16 protein-coding genes are annotated in these 16,362 nt (G+C 34.5%); 9 read left to right on the plus strand and 7 right to left on the minus strand.

Annotation, left to right across the window (positions count from 1 at the left end; all coding sequences use genetic code 11):
* Window positions 1-524: 524 nt before the first annotated feature.
* Entirely contained in the window at window positions 525-944 is a 420-nt protein-coding gene (ndk, locus tag OZD67_RS02560; protein ID WP_182183803.1) for a nucleoside-diphosphate kinase, read from the minus strand.
* Between the two features lie 113 nt (window positions 945-1,057).
* On the opposite strand from ndk, the gene OZD67_RS02565 reads away from it, so the two are divergent.
* The 3 genes from OZD67_RS02565 to OZD67_RS02575 all read left to right on the plus strand — a co-directional run bounded on the left by OZD67_RS02565 (window position 1,058) and on the right by OZD67_RS02575 (window position 3,842).
* Window positions 1,058-2,017: a hypothetical protein gene (locus tag OZD67_RS02565; RefSeq protein WP_259346683.1), complete on the plus strand. Its 960-nt coding sequence runs from the start codon at window positions 1,058-1,060 to the stop codon at window positions 2,015-2,017.
* A 7-nt stretch (window positions 2,018-2,024) separates the two neighbouring features.
* Window positions 2,025-2,957: a ferrochelatase gene (hemH, locus tag OZD67_RS02570; RefSeq protein WP_182183805.1), complete on the plus strand. Its 933-nt coding sequence runs from the start codon at window positions 2,025-2,027 to the stop codon at window positions 2,955-2,957.
* A gap of 63 nt (window positions 2,958-3,020) precedes the next feature.
* Window positions 3,021-3,842 (plus strand): hypothetical protein, encoded by an 822-nt coding sequence (locus OZD67_RS02575; RefSeq protein ID WP_182183807.1) that lies wholly within the window; start codon window positions 3,021-3,023, stop codon window positions 3,840-3,842.
* Between the two features lie 3 nt (window positions 3,843-3,845).
* Here the strand turns inward: OZD67_RS02575 and gshA are convergent, their stop codons facing one another.
* The gene (gshA, locus tag OZD67_RS02580; RefSeq protein ID WP_182183809.1) at window positions 3,846-5,006 is read right to left on the minus strand and encodes a glutamate--cysteine ligase; all 1,161 of its coding nucleotides are present in this window, start codon (window positions 5,004-5,006) and stop codon (window positions 3,846-3,848) included.
* Between the two features lie 113 nt (window positions 5,007-5,119).
* Here gshA and hslV point away from each other — a divergent pair, with 113 nt between their 5' ends.
* Together hslV and hslU are read left to right on the plus strand one after the other, a co-directional pair.
* The gene (gene hslV / locus OZD67_RS02585; RefSeq protein ID WP_182183810.1) at window positions 5,120-5,683 is read left to right on the plus strand and encodes an ATP-dependent protease subunit HslV; all 564 of its coding nucleotides are present in this window, start codon (window positions 5,120-5,122) and stop codon (window positions 5,681-5,683) included.
* Between the two features lies 1 nt (window position 5,684).
* Complete coding sequence (gene hslU / locus OZD67_RS02590; RefSeq protein WP_182183812.1) at window positions 5,685-7,175, plus strand: ATP-dependent protease ATPase subunit HslU; 1,491 nt, start codon at window positions 5,685-5,687, stop codon at window positions 7,173-7,175.
* A gap of 68 nt (window positions 7,176-7,243) precedes the next feature.
* On the opposite strand, the gene OZD67_RS02595 is transcribed toward hslU, so the two are convergent.
* Window positions 7,244-8,185, minus strand: a complete 942-nt coding sequence (locus OZD67_RS02595) for an FKBP-type peptidyl-prolyl cis-trans isomerase (RefSeq protein WP_182183814.1) — start codon at window positions 8,183-8,185, stop codon at window positions 7,244-7,246.
* The gene (locus OZD67_RS02600) at window positions 8,178-8,969 is read right to left on the minus strand and encodes a polyprenyl synthetase family protein (protein WP_182183815.1); all 792 of its coding nucleotides are present in this window, start codon (window positions 8,967-8,969) and stop codon (window positions 8,178-8,180) included. The genes OZD67_RS02595 and OZD67_RS02600 overlap by 8 nt, the downstream gene beginning before the upstream one ends.
* A 145-nt stretch (window positions 8,970-9,114) precedes the next feature.
* On the opposite strand from OZD67_RS02600, the gene acpP reads away from it, so the two are divergent.
* From acpP to thyX, 4 genes are all read left to right on the plus strand, one after another.
* A complete protein-coding gene (gene acpP / locus OZD67_RS02605) occupies window positions 9,115-9,375 on the plus strand; it encodes an acyl carrier protein (protein ID WP_182158739.1) in 261 nt (86 codons plus the stop codon).
* A gap of 13 nt (window positions 9,376-9,388) precedes the next feature.
* On the plus strand, window positions 9,389-10,660 hold the full coding sequence (gene fabF / locus OZD67_RS02610) for a beta-ketoacyl-ACP synthase II (RefSeq protein WP_182183817.1): 1,272 nt from the start codon (window positions 9,389-9,391) through the stop codon (window positions 10,658-10,660).
* 122 nt (window positions 10,661-10,782) lie between these two features.
* Window positions 10,783-12,060, plus strand: a complete 1,278-nt coding sequence (gene murA, locus OZD67_RS02615; RefSeq protein WP_182183819.1) for a UDP-N-acetylglucosamine 1-carboxyvinyltransferase — start codon at window positions 10,783-10,785, stop codon at window positions 12,058-12,060.
* A 9-nt stretch (window positions 12,061-12,069) separates the two neighbouring features.
* Window positions 12,070-12,924, plus strand: a complete 855-nt coding sequence (thyX, locus tag OZD67_RS02620) for an FAD-dependent thymidylate synthase (protein ID WP_182183821.1) — start codon at window positions 12,070-12,072, stop codon at window positions 12,922-12,924.
* Window positions 12,925-12,967: 43 nt separating this feature from the next.
* Here the strand turns inward: thyX and OZD67_RS02625 are convergent, their stop codons facing one another.
* The 3 genes from OZD67_RS02625 to OZD67_RS02635 form a co-directional block, all read right to left on the minus strand.
* Window positions 12,968-14,152, minus strand: coding sequence for a hypothetical protein (locus OZD67_RS02625; RefSeq protein ID WP_182183824.1), 1,185 nt, complete (start codon window positions 14,150-14,152; stop codon window positions 12,968-12,970).
* 114 nt (window positions 14,153-14,266) lie between these two features.
* Entirely contained in the window at window positions 14,267-15,952 is a 1,686-nt protein-coding gene (locus OZD67_RS02630) for a hypothetical protein (RefSeq protein WP_182183826.1), read from the minus strand.
* Window positions 15,953-16,065: 113 nt separating this feature from the next.
* Complete coding sequence (locus OZD67_RS02635) at window positions 16,066-16,197, minus strand: hypothetical protein (protein WP_259346684.1); 132 nt, start codon at window positions 16,195-16,197, stop codon at window positions 16,066-16,068.
* Window positions 16,198-16,362 lie beyond the last annotated feature (165 nt).

Consider the following 16,362-nt stretch of genomic DNA (forward strand, 5'->3'; position numbering starts at 1 on the left):
GTTATTTATATGTACTTCAAAATATTGGCGTTTTTTATTCTAAACGCTACGATTCAGCCGCTTTTAAATGCAACTAACCTAAATTATAAACGTTAAGAAATTTACTAAGCGGAAAAAAAGGCAAAGAAACCCCAGGGTGGCTAGTATTCAAATTCTCCCTTGTCTATTTGACGTCTTTTACTGTCTTAAACGCTTTATAAGCGCGTTTCAGCTTATATAGGTAGAAACCTAGAAGTGTTTATAAAGACATGAGGTGCACATAGTGCAAAAAATTAAGCATGATTTACGCCAAATACATTAAGTTTTTTTGTCATTAATCCACTGCAGAGATTGCGAAGATAAATAAATAGCTTCACTTTCATGATAAGGGGGCTGGCGGGGTTTGTCAAGTAAGTTTTTTCGTTTCTATGTTGTCAACTACTTGCATGATGCCACTTGCCACCTGTCAATTACAACGTTCGTACAGATATATGCTTGACATAGGATCCAGAAAATTTAGTTATATATAGGAAAATCTGAGTTGACTACACCAACTCACGTTCAGCAAAAAAGAAAGCTATCTCCTTACGAGCATTTTCTAGACTATCCGAGCCGTGAACTCTATTTTCACTAATGTCATCAGCAAAATCACCCCTGATTGTACCTTTCTCTGCCTGCTTTGGATCGGTAGCTCCCATGATTTGTCTGTATTTACTTACTGCATTTTCACCAACTAAAACTTGAACTATCACAGGACCAGAAGTCATAAACTCTACCAATTCCCCAAAAAAAGACCTATCTTTATGAATTTCATAAAACAGCTCTGCTTGTTTTTTTGTCAGCAGCATCATTTTTTGTGCTATGATTTTGAGCTCAGAGCTTTCAATGTATGAATTTATCTTGCCTGTAATATTATTTTTTACTGCATCAGGTTTTAATATCGAAAGTGTTCTCTCAATTGCCATATTATTTCCTTATATAAAATAGTATATTTATAGATTTACTTTATTGTAAATTTTGATTTGATAAAAGTAGTTTTTTATTTATAGTTAAGGATAAACCATCAAGGAGGTATTGTATGGGTAAATGTTGTAAAAATAACACTACCAAACAAGCTGAGCCTACTACTAAAAAACAAGCTGAATCTACTGCTAAAAAATTGGCCAATAACTTGAAATCATCAATTTTTTGTGGAACAAAAGGGTTTTTAACTTTTAATTTAGCCTTTTTAAGTTATTTGGAATATAGCATATGTAAATGCACTTCATCTGCTCATATACAACAAAAGGAAAATATTGAAAGATGTAACAACATAATACAGGCTTCCAAGCTTGCACTTGCTGAGGATACAGATAGCAATTTTGCTACACAAGAGATAGAGCAAAAAGAAAAAAACTTTAACCAGCAACACAAGTTTTTAAGAGATACTGCTGCCTTTGCAATGAAAAGAAACACTATTCCATTTTTTGAGATGATGATTATAGTACCATTTGTTTGTTTTGCACTGCCAGTTATGGTAGGCAGTATAAGTCTTATACAATGTGCACTTGTATGCGCTGCCTTAATGATCACCACATGTTTCGTTGTGAGAACTTTTAATCTACGTGAAAAGTTAATGGAAAAAATCACCAACCATAGTAGAGAAGAAATAGACGCGGAATTTAAGAAGGATACTATAAAATTTCCTATTTTTAATCAAAATAGAAAACACATCGAGTATAATTCGCCTAATCCAGGGCAATTGCTAAATGACAGCACCTCTCTTTTCGTTAAAGTTTTATTTTTTCCCCTCAAGGCTCTTCTGAAGGTCCTGCAAAGTTGTATAATGTTATCTTTAGCTGCTGTTGAACTTCTTGAAACGGTACCAAGTCTTTTTGTCGATACATTTTTCGATTGGAGCTTCACATCCACCAAGAGTAACCTGCAGAAATCAGGCCATTTATTGTATACAAGTGTGAGAAATTTAGTGCCTATAACTAAATTTGATGAGTGTGTAGCTAATTTTATAGGCACCCCAGAAGTAACTTGTTGTAAGTAGTGCATAGGTGAAAAAGGCTGTCATTTTATTTAACCTTGGTGGACCTGATTCACTGAATGCGGTCCGTCCTTTTTTATTCAACCTTTTTTATGACAGAAGAATAATAAGTCTACCAAACCCTTTTCGGTTTCTTTTAGCAAAGTTTATATCTGCGAAACGAGAAAATACTGCACGAAAAATATACGAGGAAATTGGAGGTAAATCGCCGATTTTGGATAATACGAAAGCGCAAGCTGATGCTTTAGAACTAAAATTAAATGAAGATAGAAACCATGTACACAAGGTATTCATTTGCATGCGCTATTGGCATCCATTTGCTGACGAAGTTGTTAAAAGTGTAAAACAGTTTGATCCTGATGAAGTAATTTTGCTGCCACTATACCCTCAATATTCAACTACCACAACTTTGTCATCCATCGAAAATTGGCAAAAAAATGCTAAAAAGCATGGCCTAAAATGCAATACAAAAATAATTCATCATTATTATGACAATGAAGACTTTATTGAGGCTCATGCTAACTTGATAGCCAAGTACTACAAATTAGCCAGCAGGATTGGTAAGCCAAGAGTCCTATTTTCAGCCCATAGCTTGCCCCTTAGCGTTATTAAAAAAGGCGACCCTTACGCTTCACAGGTAGAAAGAAGCGTAGAGTTAATAGTAGAAAAGTTAGCTATCAATAACTTAGATTGGTCAATATGTTATCAGAGTAAGATTGGTCCTGTAAAATGGCTAGAGCCAAGTACTGAAAGTGAGCTATCACGTACAAAAACTGATGGTGTACCTGTAATTTTATCACCTATATCTTTTGTTTCTGAGCATTCAGAAACTCTAGTTGAACTTGATATAGAATATAAAGCAATTATCAAGGATGGATATTATTTTCGCGTACCAACTCTCAGTATTGATTCCTTGTTTATAAAATGCTTAGCTGATTTGTAGGGCTTTTCTTTAAGGCTTTTATGTGATAGAGTAAAAGGTAGTTATTATTTTATTAACTATTTCATGCCAAACAAGCTAAAAAAGAAATCTAATATACTCGCACAAAAGGTGCATGATATTTATGATCATGATTTCAGGAAGGCAATCTGCATCACAACAGGTTTAACAGCCCTATTGTGTAAGATTTCACTGCAATTTTGCTGCGAGTTCATTGACAATAATAGATCCAATCTCTTTCTTATACGGAATGTTGCTCGACTAGTAAAGTTTCCGACATCTATTCTATATATTGCCCATTCTGCTTTTATTCTACAGGATCTAATTAAGGATTACAGAAACCCTGAGAGTAAAAAAGAGCTGGCAAAAGTTGTGGGTAAATCGGCTAATCTTGCAAGCAGCATCATAGAAGCATTGATGATGTTGAAAGTCATCCATTTTTTTACTAGGGGTGATGCAGACATAATAAGTCACATTCACTTAACATCAACGATCCTATTTCTGTTTATTTCGGAACCTATAAGCTACTATTATTCATGGAGAAAATACCTAGATAATAAGGATCCTGAAAAGTCTGCTAAGTGTAAGAAGGACCTTATTATCAGCACATTAACTTTGTCATTAGGTTTGTTAAACTTCATATTAAAAAGAATGGAGACTGCAACCATACCAATAAACTTAGGTAATGGTATAATCTATAATTTCAACTTAAGCGTAACAGTTAGCATAATATATAGTGCAGTATTTCTGGCAGTTCAGCTTGAAAAATTGTTTCAACAACCTGTCAATGATGATCCTTCCACTGAACTTGATAGTGTTGGCCATAACCATATTCAGCACGGTAATGATGGTAATGATCTGCCCGATGGCAACGCTGTGGGAATGTAAGGGTTAGAGGTGAAAAGATTTTATTTCTACTGCCAACGCTAGCACTGCTAATTTGCCAACAATACTCCAAAGTGACAGAATTTTACCTTCCACAACCTGGCTAACATCATGAAACTCACAGTCAGTGGCATTCAAGCTAGAATATACATCTTTCCTGCTATTACATCGGTATAAGTAACATGTTGGGGTATCTCCTATATAGTATATTAGCGGTTCTGCAGAACTGCTTTTAAATATGTCAATGGTTGGTACACCTTCTTGTATAATGACGCTATTGATTGCTATTCCTTCTTTTATCTTTTTCATTTTATGACGCTTTTTTTTATTGAGATTTAATATTTCCTCTCCACTTGTTGCTGTTATAATGCCCATCCCATATGTGCCATTGCTTGCTTTGATAAAAACGTAAGGTTGTGTTTTTATTTCATATTCCTCATATTTTTTTTGCACTAGAGATAATATTTGGTCAACTTTAGTCGCTACTGCTCCTAGTGATGAATCATCATTAAAGTCAACTTCATTACAGCTTTCTGTAAGCACAGAAATAAGCCATGGGTCCATTTTAAATTCGCTACAAAATTCGGACGCTAATTCTTGATAGATTTCAAAATACTTAAATTTCTGCCTGCTATGCCAACCGTATAGTGGACTTGGTACTATATCTTGCTTTATGTCTTTTAGCGTGTCTGGAATGTGGCTCGTCATATCACGATTCAGTATAATAACATCAGGCACAAATCCTGAAGTTGTCTTTAGCAGAGAGTTTTCTTTCACGATAGTTTCATATGGTTCTATTAAATTATATGCTTCGTTGTGAAAGAGGCCAATTCTAGTTTCAAAACCTGCAAGCTGCAGTACTTTCTCTATAACAAATACGTTTTCTATATACATTTTATTTCGTGTGTAATTCTCCGGTATTATAAGAGTCTTTTTATGTTGTTTTGTCTCAAAATAACTTTTTATTAGTTTTGCTGCTGTTGTTCTTGATGTCTCACTTAGATTGTTGAACCCTGCAGGAAATAAATTAGCGTCCACTGGGGCAATTTTGTAGCTGGAGTTTCTAAGATCTATAGAGCTATAAAATGGCAATGTAAGGCAGTTAAATTTTGCCTCAAACCAATTATTTATACTTTTTTCCAAATCTGGGTGAATTATGTTTTGCATCTACACTTTAAATGTTATAAGGAAGGTATTATATTATACTATAATTAAACATATTTAGCAAATTTGACTAAAGATTAAAGTATAATGAGATTCTTATTTAAAGTGATAGAAAAATGATTCAACACGATAACAATAAAATGTATGGAACTACTATACTGTCAATTAGAAAAGATAAAAGCGTAGTAGTAATAGGTGATGGACAGGTTTCACTGGGCCACACTGTTATAAAATCTGGAGCAAAAAAAGTTAGGCGTCTTTTTTCTGGTGATTCTGTAATTGCAATTGCCGGTTTTGCTGGAGCAACAGCCGATGCATTTACTCTCTTTGAAAGACTAGAATCTAAACTTGACGAGCACCCAGGGCACTTAATGAGAGCATGTGTTGAACTTGCAAAAGACTGGAGAATGGATAAATATCTGAGGAAATTAGAAGCTATGATGATTGTTGCAGATAAATCCATTTCATTGGTAATTACAGGAACGGGTGATGTTCTTGAACCTGAAGATGGAATCGCAGCTATTGGCTCTGGGGGAAATTTTGCTCTATCTGCAGCAAGAGCTTTAATTGACATTAAAGGAATATCAATAGAAGAGATTGCAAAAAAGGCTATGAAGATAGCTGGCGATATATGCGTTTATACAAATCATAATGTAGTTATTGAAAAGATAGAGGAGTGATATGTCTTCCAAGCAAAAAACTTTGTGCACTAATTTTCCCAATCAGCCTATAACCCTTTCAGAAGGGCGGTCTTGTAGTAGTGACACCTATGATAAAAAAAATGACCTCTATAAAGATACTAAGAGTGGTTTTGATTCAAATGACAGTGATATTCAAGTTAATCACAGCACTCAAGTTTTGTTAGATGACCTGCCACCACAGAAGATAGTTAAAGAATTAGATAGATTCATAATCGGACAGGATGATGCAAAGCGTGCTGTGGCTATTGCGCTCAGAAATCGTTGGCGTCGCAATCAGGTTCCATTTCCATTGCGCGATGAAATCATACCTAAGAATATATTGATGATTGGTCATACAGGGGTTGGTAAAACTGAAATAGCTCGCCGCTTAGCAAAACTTGCCGGTGCACCGTTCATAAAAATTGAGGCAACAAAGTTTACTGAAATAGGATACGTTGGACGTGACGTTGATTCGATAATACGTGATTTAGTTGATGTAGCAATAGTTTTAGTTAAAGAGAAAGCCCGTAAAGCCTTAGCTAAAAAGGCTTTAATTTTAGCTGAGAAAACAATAGTAAACTCTATGGTAGGCGAAAATGCAACCGAAGAGAGTAAAAGAAATTTTAGAGAAAGGTTGAGGAATAAAGAGTTTGAGGACGGAGAAGTTTCTATTAACGTCAGAGAAAGCAAGAGTATGTTACCTACTTTCGATATACCAGGCATGCCAGGTGGGCAAGTTGGTGTGATGAATGTAACAGAAATAGTGGGCAAGATGTTTAACGGGAGCAAAAAAACAAAAACTATTACGGTGAAGGTAAAAGAAGCGCGTGAAATATTAATTAATGAAGAAAGTGAAAGGCTAATGGATGAAGATAAGATAATCAAAGAAGCCATTGATCTTGTTAGTAATGACGGTATAGTATTTTTAGATGAAATAGACAAAATTGCAGCGCGTACAGAAGTAAAGGTTGAAGTAAACAGAGAAGGAGTGCAACGCGATCTGTTACCACTACTTGAAGGAACAACTGTTACAACTAAGTATGGCCATGTAAAAACAGACTATATATTATTTATTGCATCTGGTGCTTTTCATCAGTCTAAACCATCTTACCTCTTACCGGAATTACAGGGCAGATTACCGATCAGGGTAGAACTTAAGGCACTTACTCAAGAGGATTTAATAAGAATATTAAAGGAACCAGAATCTAGTTTGTTAAAGCAGTACATAGCTTTAATGAAAACAGAAAATGTGACGCTTGAGTTCACTGATGATGGTATAAAAACCATAGCTGAAATAGCGTTTACAGTTAATAGGCAAGTGGAAAATATAGGTGCAAGAAGACTTCACACTGTCATGGAGAAGCTTTTAGATGAAATAAGTTTCATTGCTTTTGAAAAAAATAGCGAAAAATTCATTATAGACAGCAAGTATGTAAAAGATAAACTTGAGTCAATTTCGAAGCAGCTTGATTTGTCTAAGTTTATACTTTAGGAAAAACAAAAAGCCTACTTTAAGTAGTATAGAGAGTGTTCAGAAGGTCAGCCAGTAAGCCTAAAATTTCAGCTATATTCTTTAGGCTGTTTTTCAACAGTAGAATGGTGCGCTGCAACCTCTTGCTTAATATCTAAGCTTAAGTCAATTATTGAGATATTTTCTTCATCATAATCTATGTCTTTTATTAACATATCGTCAGTAATAGTCAAAAGGTCAGGCGGAGAAAGAATAGTTCTTTTATTACCAGCTCTCATTCCCACAACTCCAAGCTCTATAGCAAGTGGTATTTTTTTATCGCCAACCCTAAATTGCACTGTTTGATCTTTGACTATATATTCCCCATTATGCTCCTTTACGCTATATTTAACTGATATCCCATCACCGCACCTTACTTGTTTTCCAGTCTTGTTAATTAAGTCATTAAAAACCATCAGATTATTCACTGAGTCGGGATATTTATCCTTTACTTCGATCAATTTGACGTAATAAGAATTAAAATTCACTTTGTTATCATTGGCAATAGTAACTACACGCTCTCCGCCTTCTTTCATACCTATCACCCCTAAACCCACTTCTTTTAGGTCATCTTGACCTATTTTCAAAGTAACATCAGAAACTTTACTAAGGGGTGTTGTTAAGTTATTATTAGAAATTTTATATATTTGCAGTAGGACTTCCAGGCCGCAGAAAGCCTTGCTGCCACTGCCTTCAGTAATTTCATAAAAATTTATCGAATCTTCTTCCTTTTGCTGCGTCATTTCTTCTAAATATTCTGTTAGCCCATGCTTTTCAATATAGCGGTTGAGTGCTGATTCAAGTATTGGCTTCACTAGATAATGTGATATTGTCTGTATCAAACCACCATGCGTGGCACTTATCTCATAAAGCTTGTCCTTTTTTTCCGGTTTACCTTTATTTATATAGACAATAGTAAACATAAAAGCAGAGGTTAAAGTGAGAATCATTACTATGGAAATAAGCATTTGTAATATAATTTTTCTAACCATCTTTCCTTACTTGATTCAATAAATCATATAAATAATTAATATCCCCTGAAAGCTCACTCAAATTATCCAAGCCTTGTTTAAAGAGGGCGTCTATATAGTTCTCTACTTCACTTTTACCAAGCACAGACATTAGATTATTTGTTTTATCTTGTTCGTAATCTTCAATATCATCCTTAGCTTGAAAGATAAGCCCTAGGTTTATCCCGTAGTTATATAATGCTTTACGTTGCTTATCTGTAGCATCCCCTATTATAGCACCTATTTCACATGAAGCTGCAAATAGTTTTGCGGTTTTCATCAAATGAATTTCTTTTATTTTGTTAAAATCTGCATCAATATCTAAAACCTGTCCTCCTACCATTCCCTTAATTCCTATTGCTTGAGAGAGCACTTTTATGATCTCACAGCGTTTCTCATTTAACGAAGATAACACCTCAAAAGCCAGAGTAAGTAGTCCATCTCCGGCAAGCACTGCTGTTGCTTCATCAAATTTTTTATGGCAGCTTAGCTGGCTTCTGCGAGTATCACTGTTGTCCATGCATGGTAAATCATCGTGAATTAGAGAGTAAGCATGAACAAATTCAATTGCTGCAGCAACTGATATTACTTTTTTAGCTTCTGCGTTAAACACTCGTGATGAAGCTACGACTAAAAAGGAGCGTATATGTTTTGCAGGCGCAAGGAGTATATAACGCATAGCTGATATAAGCTTATTCTCGCTATTTTCTGGTAAGAGTTTATTTACTTCTACAATAAGCAAATTTTTTGTTGTTTCGTCTAGCATTTTCGAATTGTTAATTGTTTAGCACGTAACGCTAGCCAGCCAGGGCAGTAGAAAACTTTGCTGTAGTTTACCAGTTATAAAAGATATTGCAAACATAAAAATTTTTTATAACATCAAAGAATAGGTTATTTTTTTGGTAAGAAATGTGAATAGCGAACTAGCAAAGAGCACTAGAGAAGACATAGAAGAGAAAGTGAAAAAGATTATACTAGAGCACATTAGTAAGGATGTAGAGAAATTCAACAGCTCTTCAAAGCTTTCGGAGCATGGTGCAGACAGTTTAGATGCAGTTGAAATCATCATGGCAGCAGAAGAAGAGTTCGGAATAGAAATTCCAGATGAAGACGCACAAAAAATGGAAACTATGGAGCAAATAGTTGAGTACATTAATAATAAAAAAGGCTAATAGTTAGTGTTAAATGAGCAGAAGAGTAGTAGTCACTGGTGTCGGGTTAATCACTCCACTAGCGGCAGATGTTGATAACACTTGGTCAAGGCTAATAAAAAGTGAGTCTGGCATAAAAGCAATTAATGCAGATAGATTTGACTCTTCTGATCTTGCTTGTAAGGTTGCAGGGCAGGTGCCTGTGCAATCCGATAACATTGAGAGTTACTTTAATCCTGTAGGTTATATTTCTGAGAAAGACTCAAAAAGGACAGATCGTTTTATCCATTATGGTATTGCAGCGGCTATTCAGGCAGTAGATGATTCATTAATTTTGGAAAGCCAAAACATCAATCGGGAGCGTGTTGGTGTGACTATTGGCTCTGGTATAGGTGGTCTACCATCAATTCAGGAAAATGTTATTACCATGCAGGAAAAAGGGCCCAGACGTGTCAGTCCATTTTTTGTCCCTGCAAGTCTAATAAATTTGATATCTGGCCATATTTCTATTAAATATGAATTTACAGGTCCAAACGATTCAGCAGTAACCGCATGTGCAACAGGTGCGCATGCAATCATAAATTCAGCAAGAACTATAAAACTTGGTGAAGCGGATATTATGATTGCAGGTGGAGCAGAAAGTGCACTGTGTAGAGTTGGAATTGCAGGTTTTGCGTCTATGAAGGCATTATCAACTAAATTCAATGATAAACCGAAAGAAGCTTCAAGGCCATGGGATGCAGAACGCGATGGTTTTGTTATGGGTGAAGGAGCAGGTATATTGGTGCTGGAAGAATACGAACATGCAAAAAAAAGGGGGGCAAAAATACATGCTGAACTGGTTGGGTACGGACTCACAGGAGACGCGCACCATATTACAGCACCACATCCAGAAGGAAGAGGTGCGTTTAAGGCAATGCAGCTTGCCTTAAAAAGTGCGCAAATTAATCCAAATCAAGTAGGATATATTAATGCACATGGAACTTCAACGCCACTTGGAGATAAAATTGAAGTAATAGCAATGAAACAGTTATTTGGTGACTACGTTTATAAAATACCTGTTTCTTCAACTAAATCTTCTATAGGACATTTACTTGGTGCTGCAGGGAGCGTTGAAGCAATATTCAGTATTCTTGCGTTAAATAATGGAATTATTCCGCCAACCTTAAATTTACATAAACCTTCAGAAGGATGTGATTTAAATTTTGTACCGTTTAAAGCTCAGGAGCATAAAATTCAATATGCTCTTTCTAATTCGTTTGGTTTTGGTGGCACTAATGCATCGCTCATCTTTGGACAAGTGTAATCAATTTTGCTGCTGAATAGCTAAAATGTACGAACATTATGATCTGTGATAGCTATATTATCTGTAATTTGCCTTTTACTGTCGATTTACTATACTTATTTGGTAAGATATAGCTTAATTAAATGCACAAAATATTAGTAAGTAGTAACCATAAACCTCTGATCGGAAAAATCAAGATTAATGGCTCAAAAAATGCTGTTTTACCAATAATGGCAGCAAGTCTATTGAGTAGCTTCTCGGTAATTTTGCATAATGTACCTGATTTAATTGATGTGCATCTAATGTCTAAGCTGCTTGAGAGTCTTGGAGCGAAAGTGAATTTTACACGCAATAAAGATTATAAAGCAAATCATACTTTGGAAATTGATTGCAGTAATATCAACAATCATGTAATGTCACACGAAACTGCAAGTAAGCTGCGAGCATCTCTTTTAATGCTAGGTCCAATTCTCAGTAGATTTGGTAAAATCACAACAGTCTTTCCTGGTGGATGCAATATCGGAAAGCGTCCCGTTGATATGCATATCAAAGCATTAGAAGAAATGGGAGCTAAAATTGAAGTTGAAGGCTGTAATATAATTGCAACAATGAAAGGAAAGCTACAAGGAAAAGAAGTTATACTTGAGAAAATAAGTGTTGGTGCAACAGAAAATGTAATAATGGCAGCAACACTTGCAGAAGGAGTGACAATAATAAACAATGCTGCAACGGAGCCGGAAGTTCTTGATTTAATAGAGTTCCTAAAGAAAATGGGTGCTAATATTGAGATTAGTGATACAAGGATCACAATAACAGGAGTTGAAGCATTAAATGGATGTGTTCATAAAATAATACCAGATCGCATAGAAGCAGGCACCTATGCACTAGCTGCTATAATAACCGGTGGTAAGTTGGAGTTAGAAGGAATAAGTCTATCTGATATAAGATGTATTGTGAATGAATTGAAGGCTATAGGGGCTAATGTTGAACTATATAATGAGGGGGTTATGATTTCCAGAAAAAATTGCTCTATTAGGTCTGCTAACATTGCAACAGATCCATACCCCAACTTTCCCAGTGATATGCAACCACAACTGATGTCTGCAATGTGCATCGCTGATGGGATATCAGTAATTGAAGAGAACATTTTTGAAAACAGATTTGCACATGTAGATGAATTGAGAAAGTTAGGTGCTAATATCAGCATAGAGAAAAATAAAGCCACTGTAAATGGAATAAAAAGCTTATCTGGAGCTAATCTGTGTGCCACTGATTTAAGGTCAACAGCAGCTTTGGTACTTGCTTCTTTGGTAGCCAGTGGAGAAACTACAATAAATAATTCGCATCATTTATGGAGAGGATATGAGGCAATGCACGAAAAACTCAATTCATGTGGAGCTGATATCTCTATTTCATCTTGAGGACATACTATGAATGAAACAACTAAACGAGTCACAGTAAAAGAAATAGATGAAATTTTATATGAAGAACATAAGGTATTAGACCATGGATTTATTCGAGTAGTGGATTATATGGGCTCTGATAGCGCTATAGTTCAAGCTGCTCGTGTTTCTTATGGCAAGGGAACAAAACAGATAAGTCAGGATGAAGCACTTATAAAGTATTTAATGAGACATCATCATACAACTCCATTTGAAATGTGTGAAATTAAGTTTCACGTGAAACTTCCAATTTTTGTTGCAAGGCAATGGATAAGGCATAGAACTGCAAATGTAAATGAATATTCGGCAAGATATTCAATACTTGACAATGAATTTTATATACCAAAACCAGAACAGATTGCAAAACAATCTGATAATAATAAACAAGGTAGCGGTGAAGCTTTTGATCCGGACACCTCAAAGAAAATAATAGATTCTCTAATAAATGACTCTAATTTAGTATATTCTCATTATGAGAAATTTATTGAGCAGGGGCTTGCAAGAGAAATTACCCGGACTAATCTAACGCTTAATTACTACACGCAATTTTATTGGAAAATAGATCTACATAACCTCCTTCATTTTTTGAAGCTTAGAGCTGATAAGCATGCCCAATATGAAATCAGAGTTTATGCAGAAGTTATGCTGGATATAATAAAAAAATGGGTCCCATTGGCTTACAATGCCTTTATTGAATATTGCCTAGAATCAGCTTGTATTTCAAGAACTGGTCTAGAAATAATTCGCAAATTAATTAAAGGGGAAAACGTTACTAGAGAAGAAAGCAATATTGGTAAAAGAGAATGGGATGAGCTGATGTTCATACTTGGTAAACAATCTTAAAGATAAAGGCATATGCATAAATCTTTATAGCAATTGTACATATTTATAGATTTATAGGTGTAAGCAACAATTTACCAGTATTGTTATCAACTGATATATCAATTATTTTTGAGTTTGTTCTTTCTGTTGTTTCATAAAGTTCCTCAGCTTTCTTTAACATTAATGTTGCATTTCTAAGCATAACGTAAATCTCACAATAGTCTGGAGAATTTTCAATATACATATTATATGAATAAAAATTTACAGCCAGTTCTACTGCCCTACAAATTTCCTCTGATGTAAAATTAGCAACTCCTGTATTAGGACAAAAGCCAACGGCTCCTCTATTAGGGTCAAAAAATATGTATTTACCATTTTCTGCTTTATATACCAACATAGAATGTGCAATATTCTCATCATCATCACTACCTCCTTCATTACAAGCATAACAGGAGAAATTAAATTCTAAGTAGCATTCTATCTCTACATTATCCAAAGCACATTTGACTTTTTCTTGATTAATATGAACCCATACTTCTGTTGATGATAAATCATTACACTCTTGTTCATATATTGTCTTGTCATAAAATTGATCTCCCTCATGTCTCTCAATGCTCTGAATATGAAGAATAGGTAAGAATTGCAACAAGATCTGCATCATCAACAATTCAGTTGTTTGTTCTTTTCTTCCATCAATATAATCTATAAAATCTTGTTCAGGTACAACATCAGCAGACCTGAGAAATCCAGCAAAGTCTCCCATATTCTTTAATTCTAAAAGAGTAATAAAATAATTTAATGGATGACATAGGCCCTCTTCAGGATCAAAACCCAAAATTTCCTCAAATCTATCTTTTAAGTGTACAAGTTTTGATATGCTATCTGACATAAAATCATTCAAATTAAATTGAATAGCTTTCTCACTTTTAAACAGTTTTTTGTATTGTTTACTAGGTGATAAAATTGGTGCTTTATATACATATCTACCATTCTCTCTATGTATACCTTCTACATCTCTAATGATGCCTTGTTTCACATTTTTACTAATGGCAGATTTGTTTTCATGATCTCTTATATTGGTAGTTTGATTTAAAAATTTCACTACTTCTTGCCCTGAAAAAATTCTATCAATTTCTTCATTTGCAATTTTGAAAAATACTTTAATTTGAGAGTTATCTTCAGAAGTATAAACTTTTAATATATTAGACTCAGTAATACTATTAATATATTTCTTAACGTATCTTGGCATATTAATTATTTAAATTATTAGCTATATAATCTAATAATATAATAGTTTACACCATCTGGAAATTAATATTTTAATAAAATACTTATTAAATTTAATTTGTTATACTAATATTGATCAAATTAACTCATCACTTTTATAGAACATTTCATTGAAATCATACAAAGTTCCAAAATCTTTACCTTGGATGAATAAATGATCATCTGCAACGTATGCTTCAGGCAGAGTAAATGTTTCATTATAGTGGCCATGAATTGGCATAATAATGCCATTATATAGAACTGATGCCTGTTCGTGATTATATTCCTTACTGGCTTGATATTTACCAAGTATAGTATTGTAGAAGTTCTTTATATCATCATACGTAACTTGCAATTCTACCTTATATTTTCCCATTTCAATAGATTCACCTGCCTTGATTTTTAAGGGATGTGGTGATTCTTCCTTATTATCCTTCATGTTGTCTATAACACTTGTTATAACAGCTTCTTGTTCATTTTCTGTTGGCTTTGCTTGTTCTTCAACCTTACTATTTTGATTTTCAGTTTTTGTCGTTAACTTTTTTGTTTCCGCATCTTGTTTAGCTTTTTCATCATTTTGTTTATGTATTTCGTCTTTATATAATTTTTCCTGCAGAGTTTTTTCCATATCATCACGCAAAGCTGGTTGATCTTCAACATAACTACTACCATCATCTGCTTGCATTTGGTTAGGTTCTTCTTTCTGTATAGTATCAACCGTTCCTTTCTCCCCAGACTTGGCTTCACTCTCTACCACAACTTCTTCGTCTACTTGCTCATCATCAATTGTAAATTCAGTATCTACCTGATTACTATCTTCCTCCAACTCATTAGATAATTTTTCAGATAGCTGATCACCACTCAAATATGGTTCTTTTGAATATTTAGCGTAATTGTAGGGATCAGTTCTGTCTGCTGAATAAAACCCACTTTCAAAACCAGAGTAAGAGCTTTGATTGAGCACAAAAAATAAGTTTTCATAATCAACCAGCATCTCATCTCTAGGGCTAACAAAATGCAAGTATTCATCGCCTTCCCATTCTGGGTGGTGTGTATATTTTGCTATGTAGTATTTGTTTGAATCAAGGACTATCTCCCCATCAAGTTGTAAAATTACTGCTGAACGCCCATTGCCTATATCATGACCCTTTATCACTTTAAATATTTTAATCTCATCATTTTCTATAAGTTCTTTTAATTCCTCGTTCTTTTCATTTAACTCTTCCTCCCTTTGTCTTTCTTCTTTTCTTTCTCTTGCCAATTTTTCTGCTTCTTCGGCAGCTTCCTTTTGTAATTGCGAGAATACATCTTGTGTGGTCAAGTTATTTGCATTGCTTAGTAATTTATCTAGTATGTTCGATACAGTCGGTAATAATTTACCATGGTCTTCAAATACTTTTTCCTTTGCTTTATTATAATAATTTGGATTATAGATTGCATGTAGAGGATAAAAACCATAATCTGCGCTTGACACATTGTTAGATGACAGTTCCATTGAAAATCCGTTATGATTGAGAGGAAGGTTCGAAGTTAAAAACCTACTGCTATCATCTCTAACATTTAGCTGATTTCTGCCACCGTATTGGTTATAAGAGATGTAAAAATTTTCAGGGTTGAGATTGAAGTGGTCATCTAAGTTATCAAATTGAATTGTACTGCCAAGCTTCTCACGCAAAAGATTTTTGCTTTCATCTGTTAGCTTTATACGTGCAGAAAAGTAGTATCGATCTATAGGTTCGCCTTTTTCTATCTCAAAATTCAAAGTAATAGTATTGGTAACCATTAGTAGCCTCCAAACATTATGTAAATCTATTCATTATTTTATTTATCAATCATACGGTGTATACTATGAAAAATATGTTAAGTATTAAGATTTTTTTTCTTTATCTAGATAAGTTAACAGTAATTTGTCATTTTATCGCGTGAAGCTGGAATCCAGCTTTTTAAGTCATGAGAGCTACGAAAAATCACTTGACAAGCCTCACCAGCCCCCTTATCATGAAACTGAAGGTATTCAGTTATCTTCATCTGTGCAGATTAAACAGCAAGAAAACAACGTAGTTGGCGTCTTATTTTTAATTTTTTGCACTATGTGCACCTTATGTCTTCACAGCATTTCTGGGTTTTTACCTATATAAGCTGAAACGCGCTTATAAGTCGTTTAAGACAGTATAGTACGCCAATTTGCAGGAT

It is taken from the genome of Wolbachia endosymbiont of Drosophila nikananu (assembly GCF_028981865.1).
Taxonomy (GTDB): domain Bacteria; phylum Pseudomonadota; class Alphaproteobacteria; order Rickettsiales; family Anaplasmataceae; genus Wolbachia; species Wolbachia pipientis_B.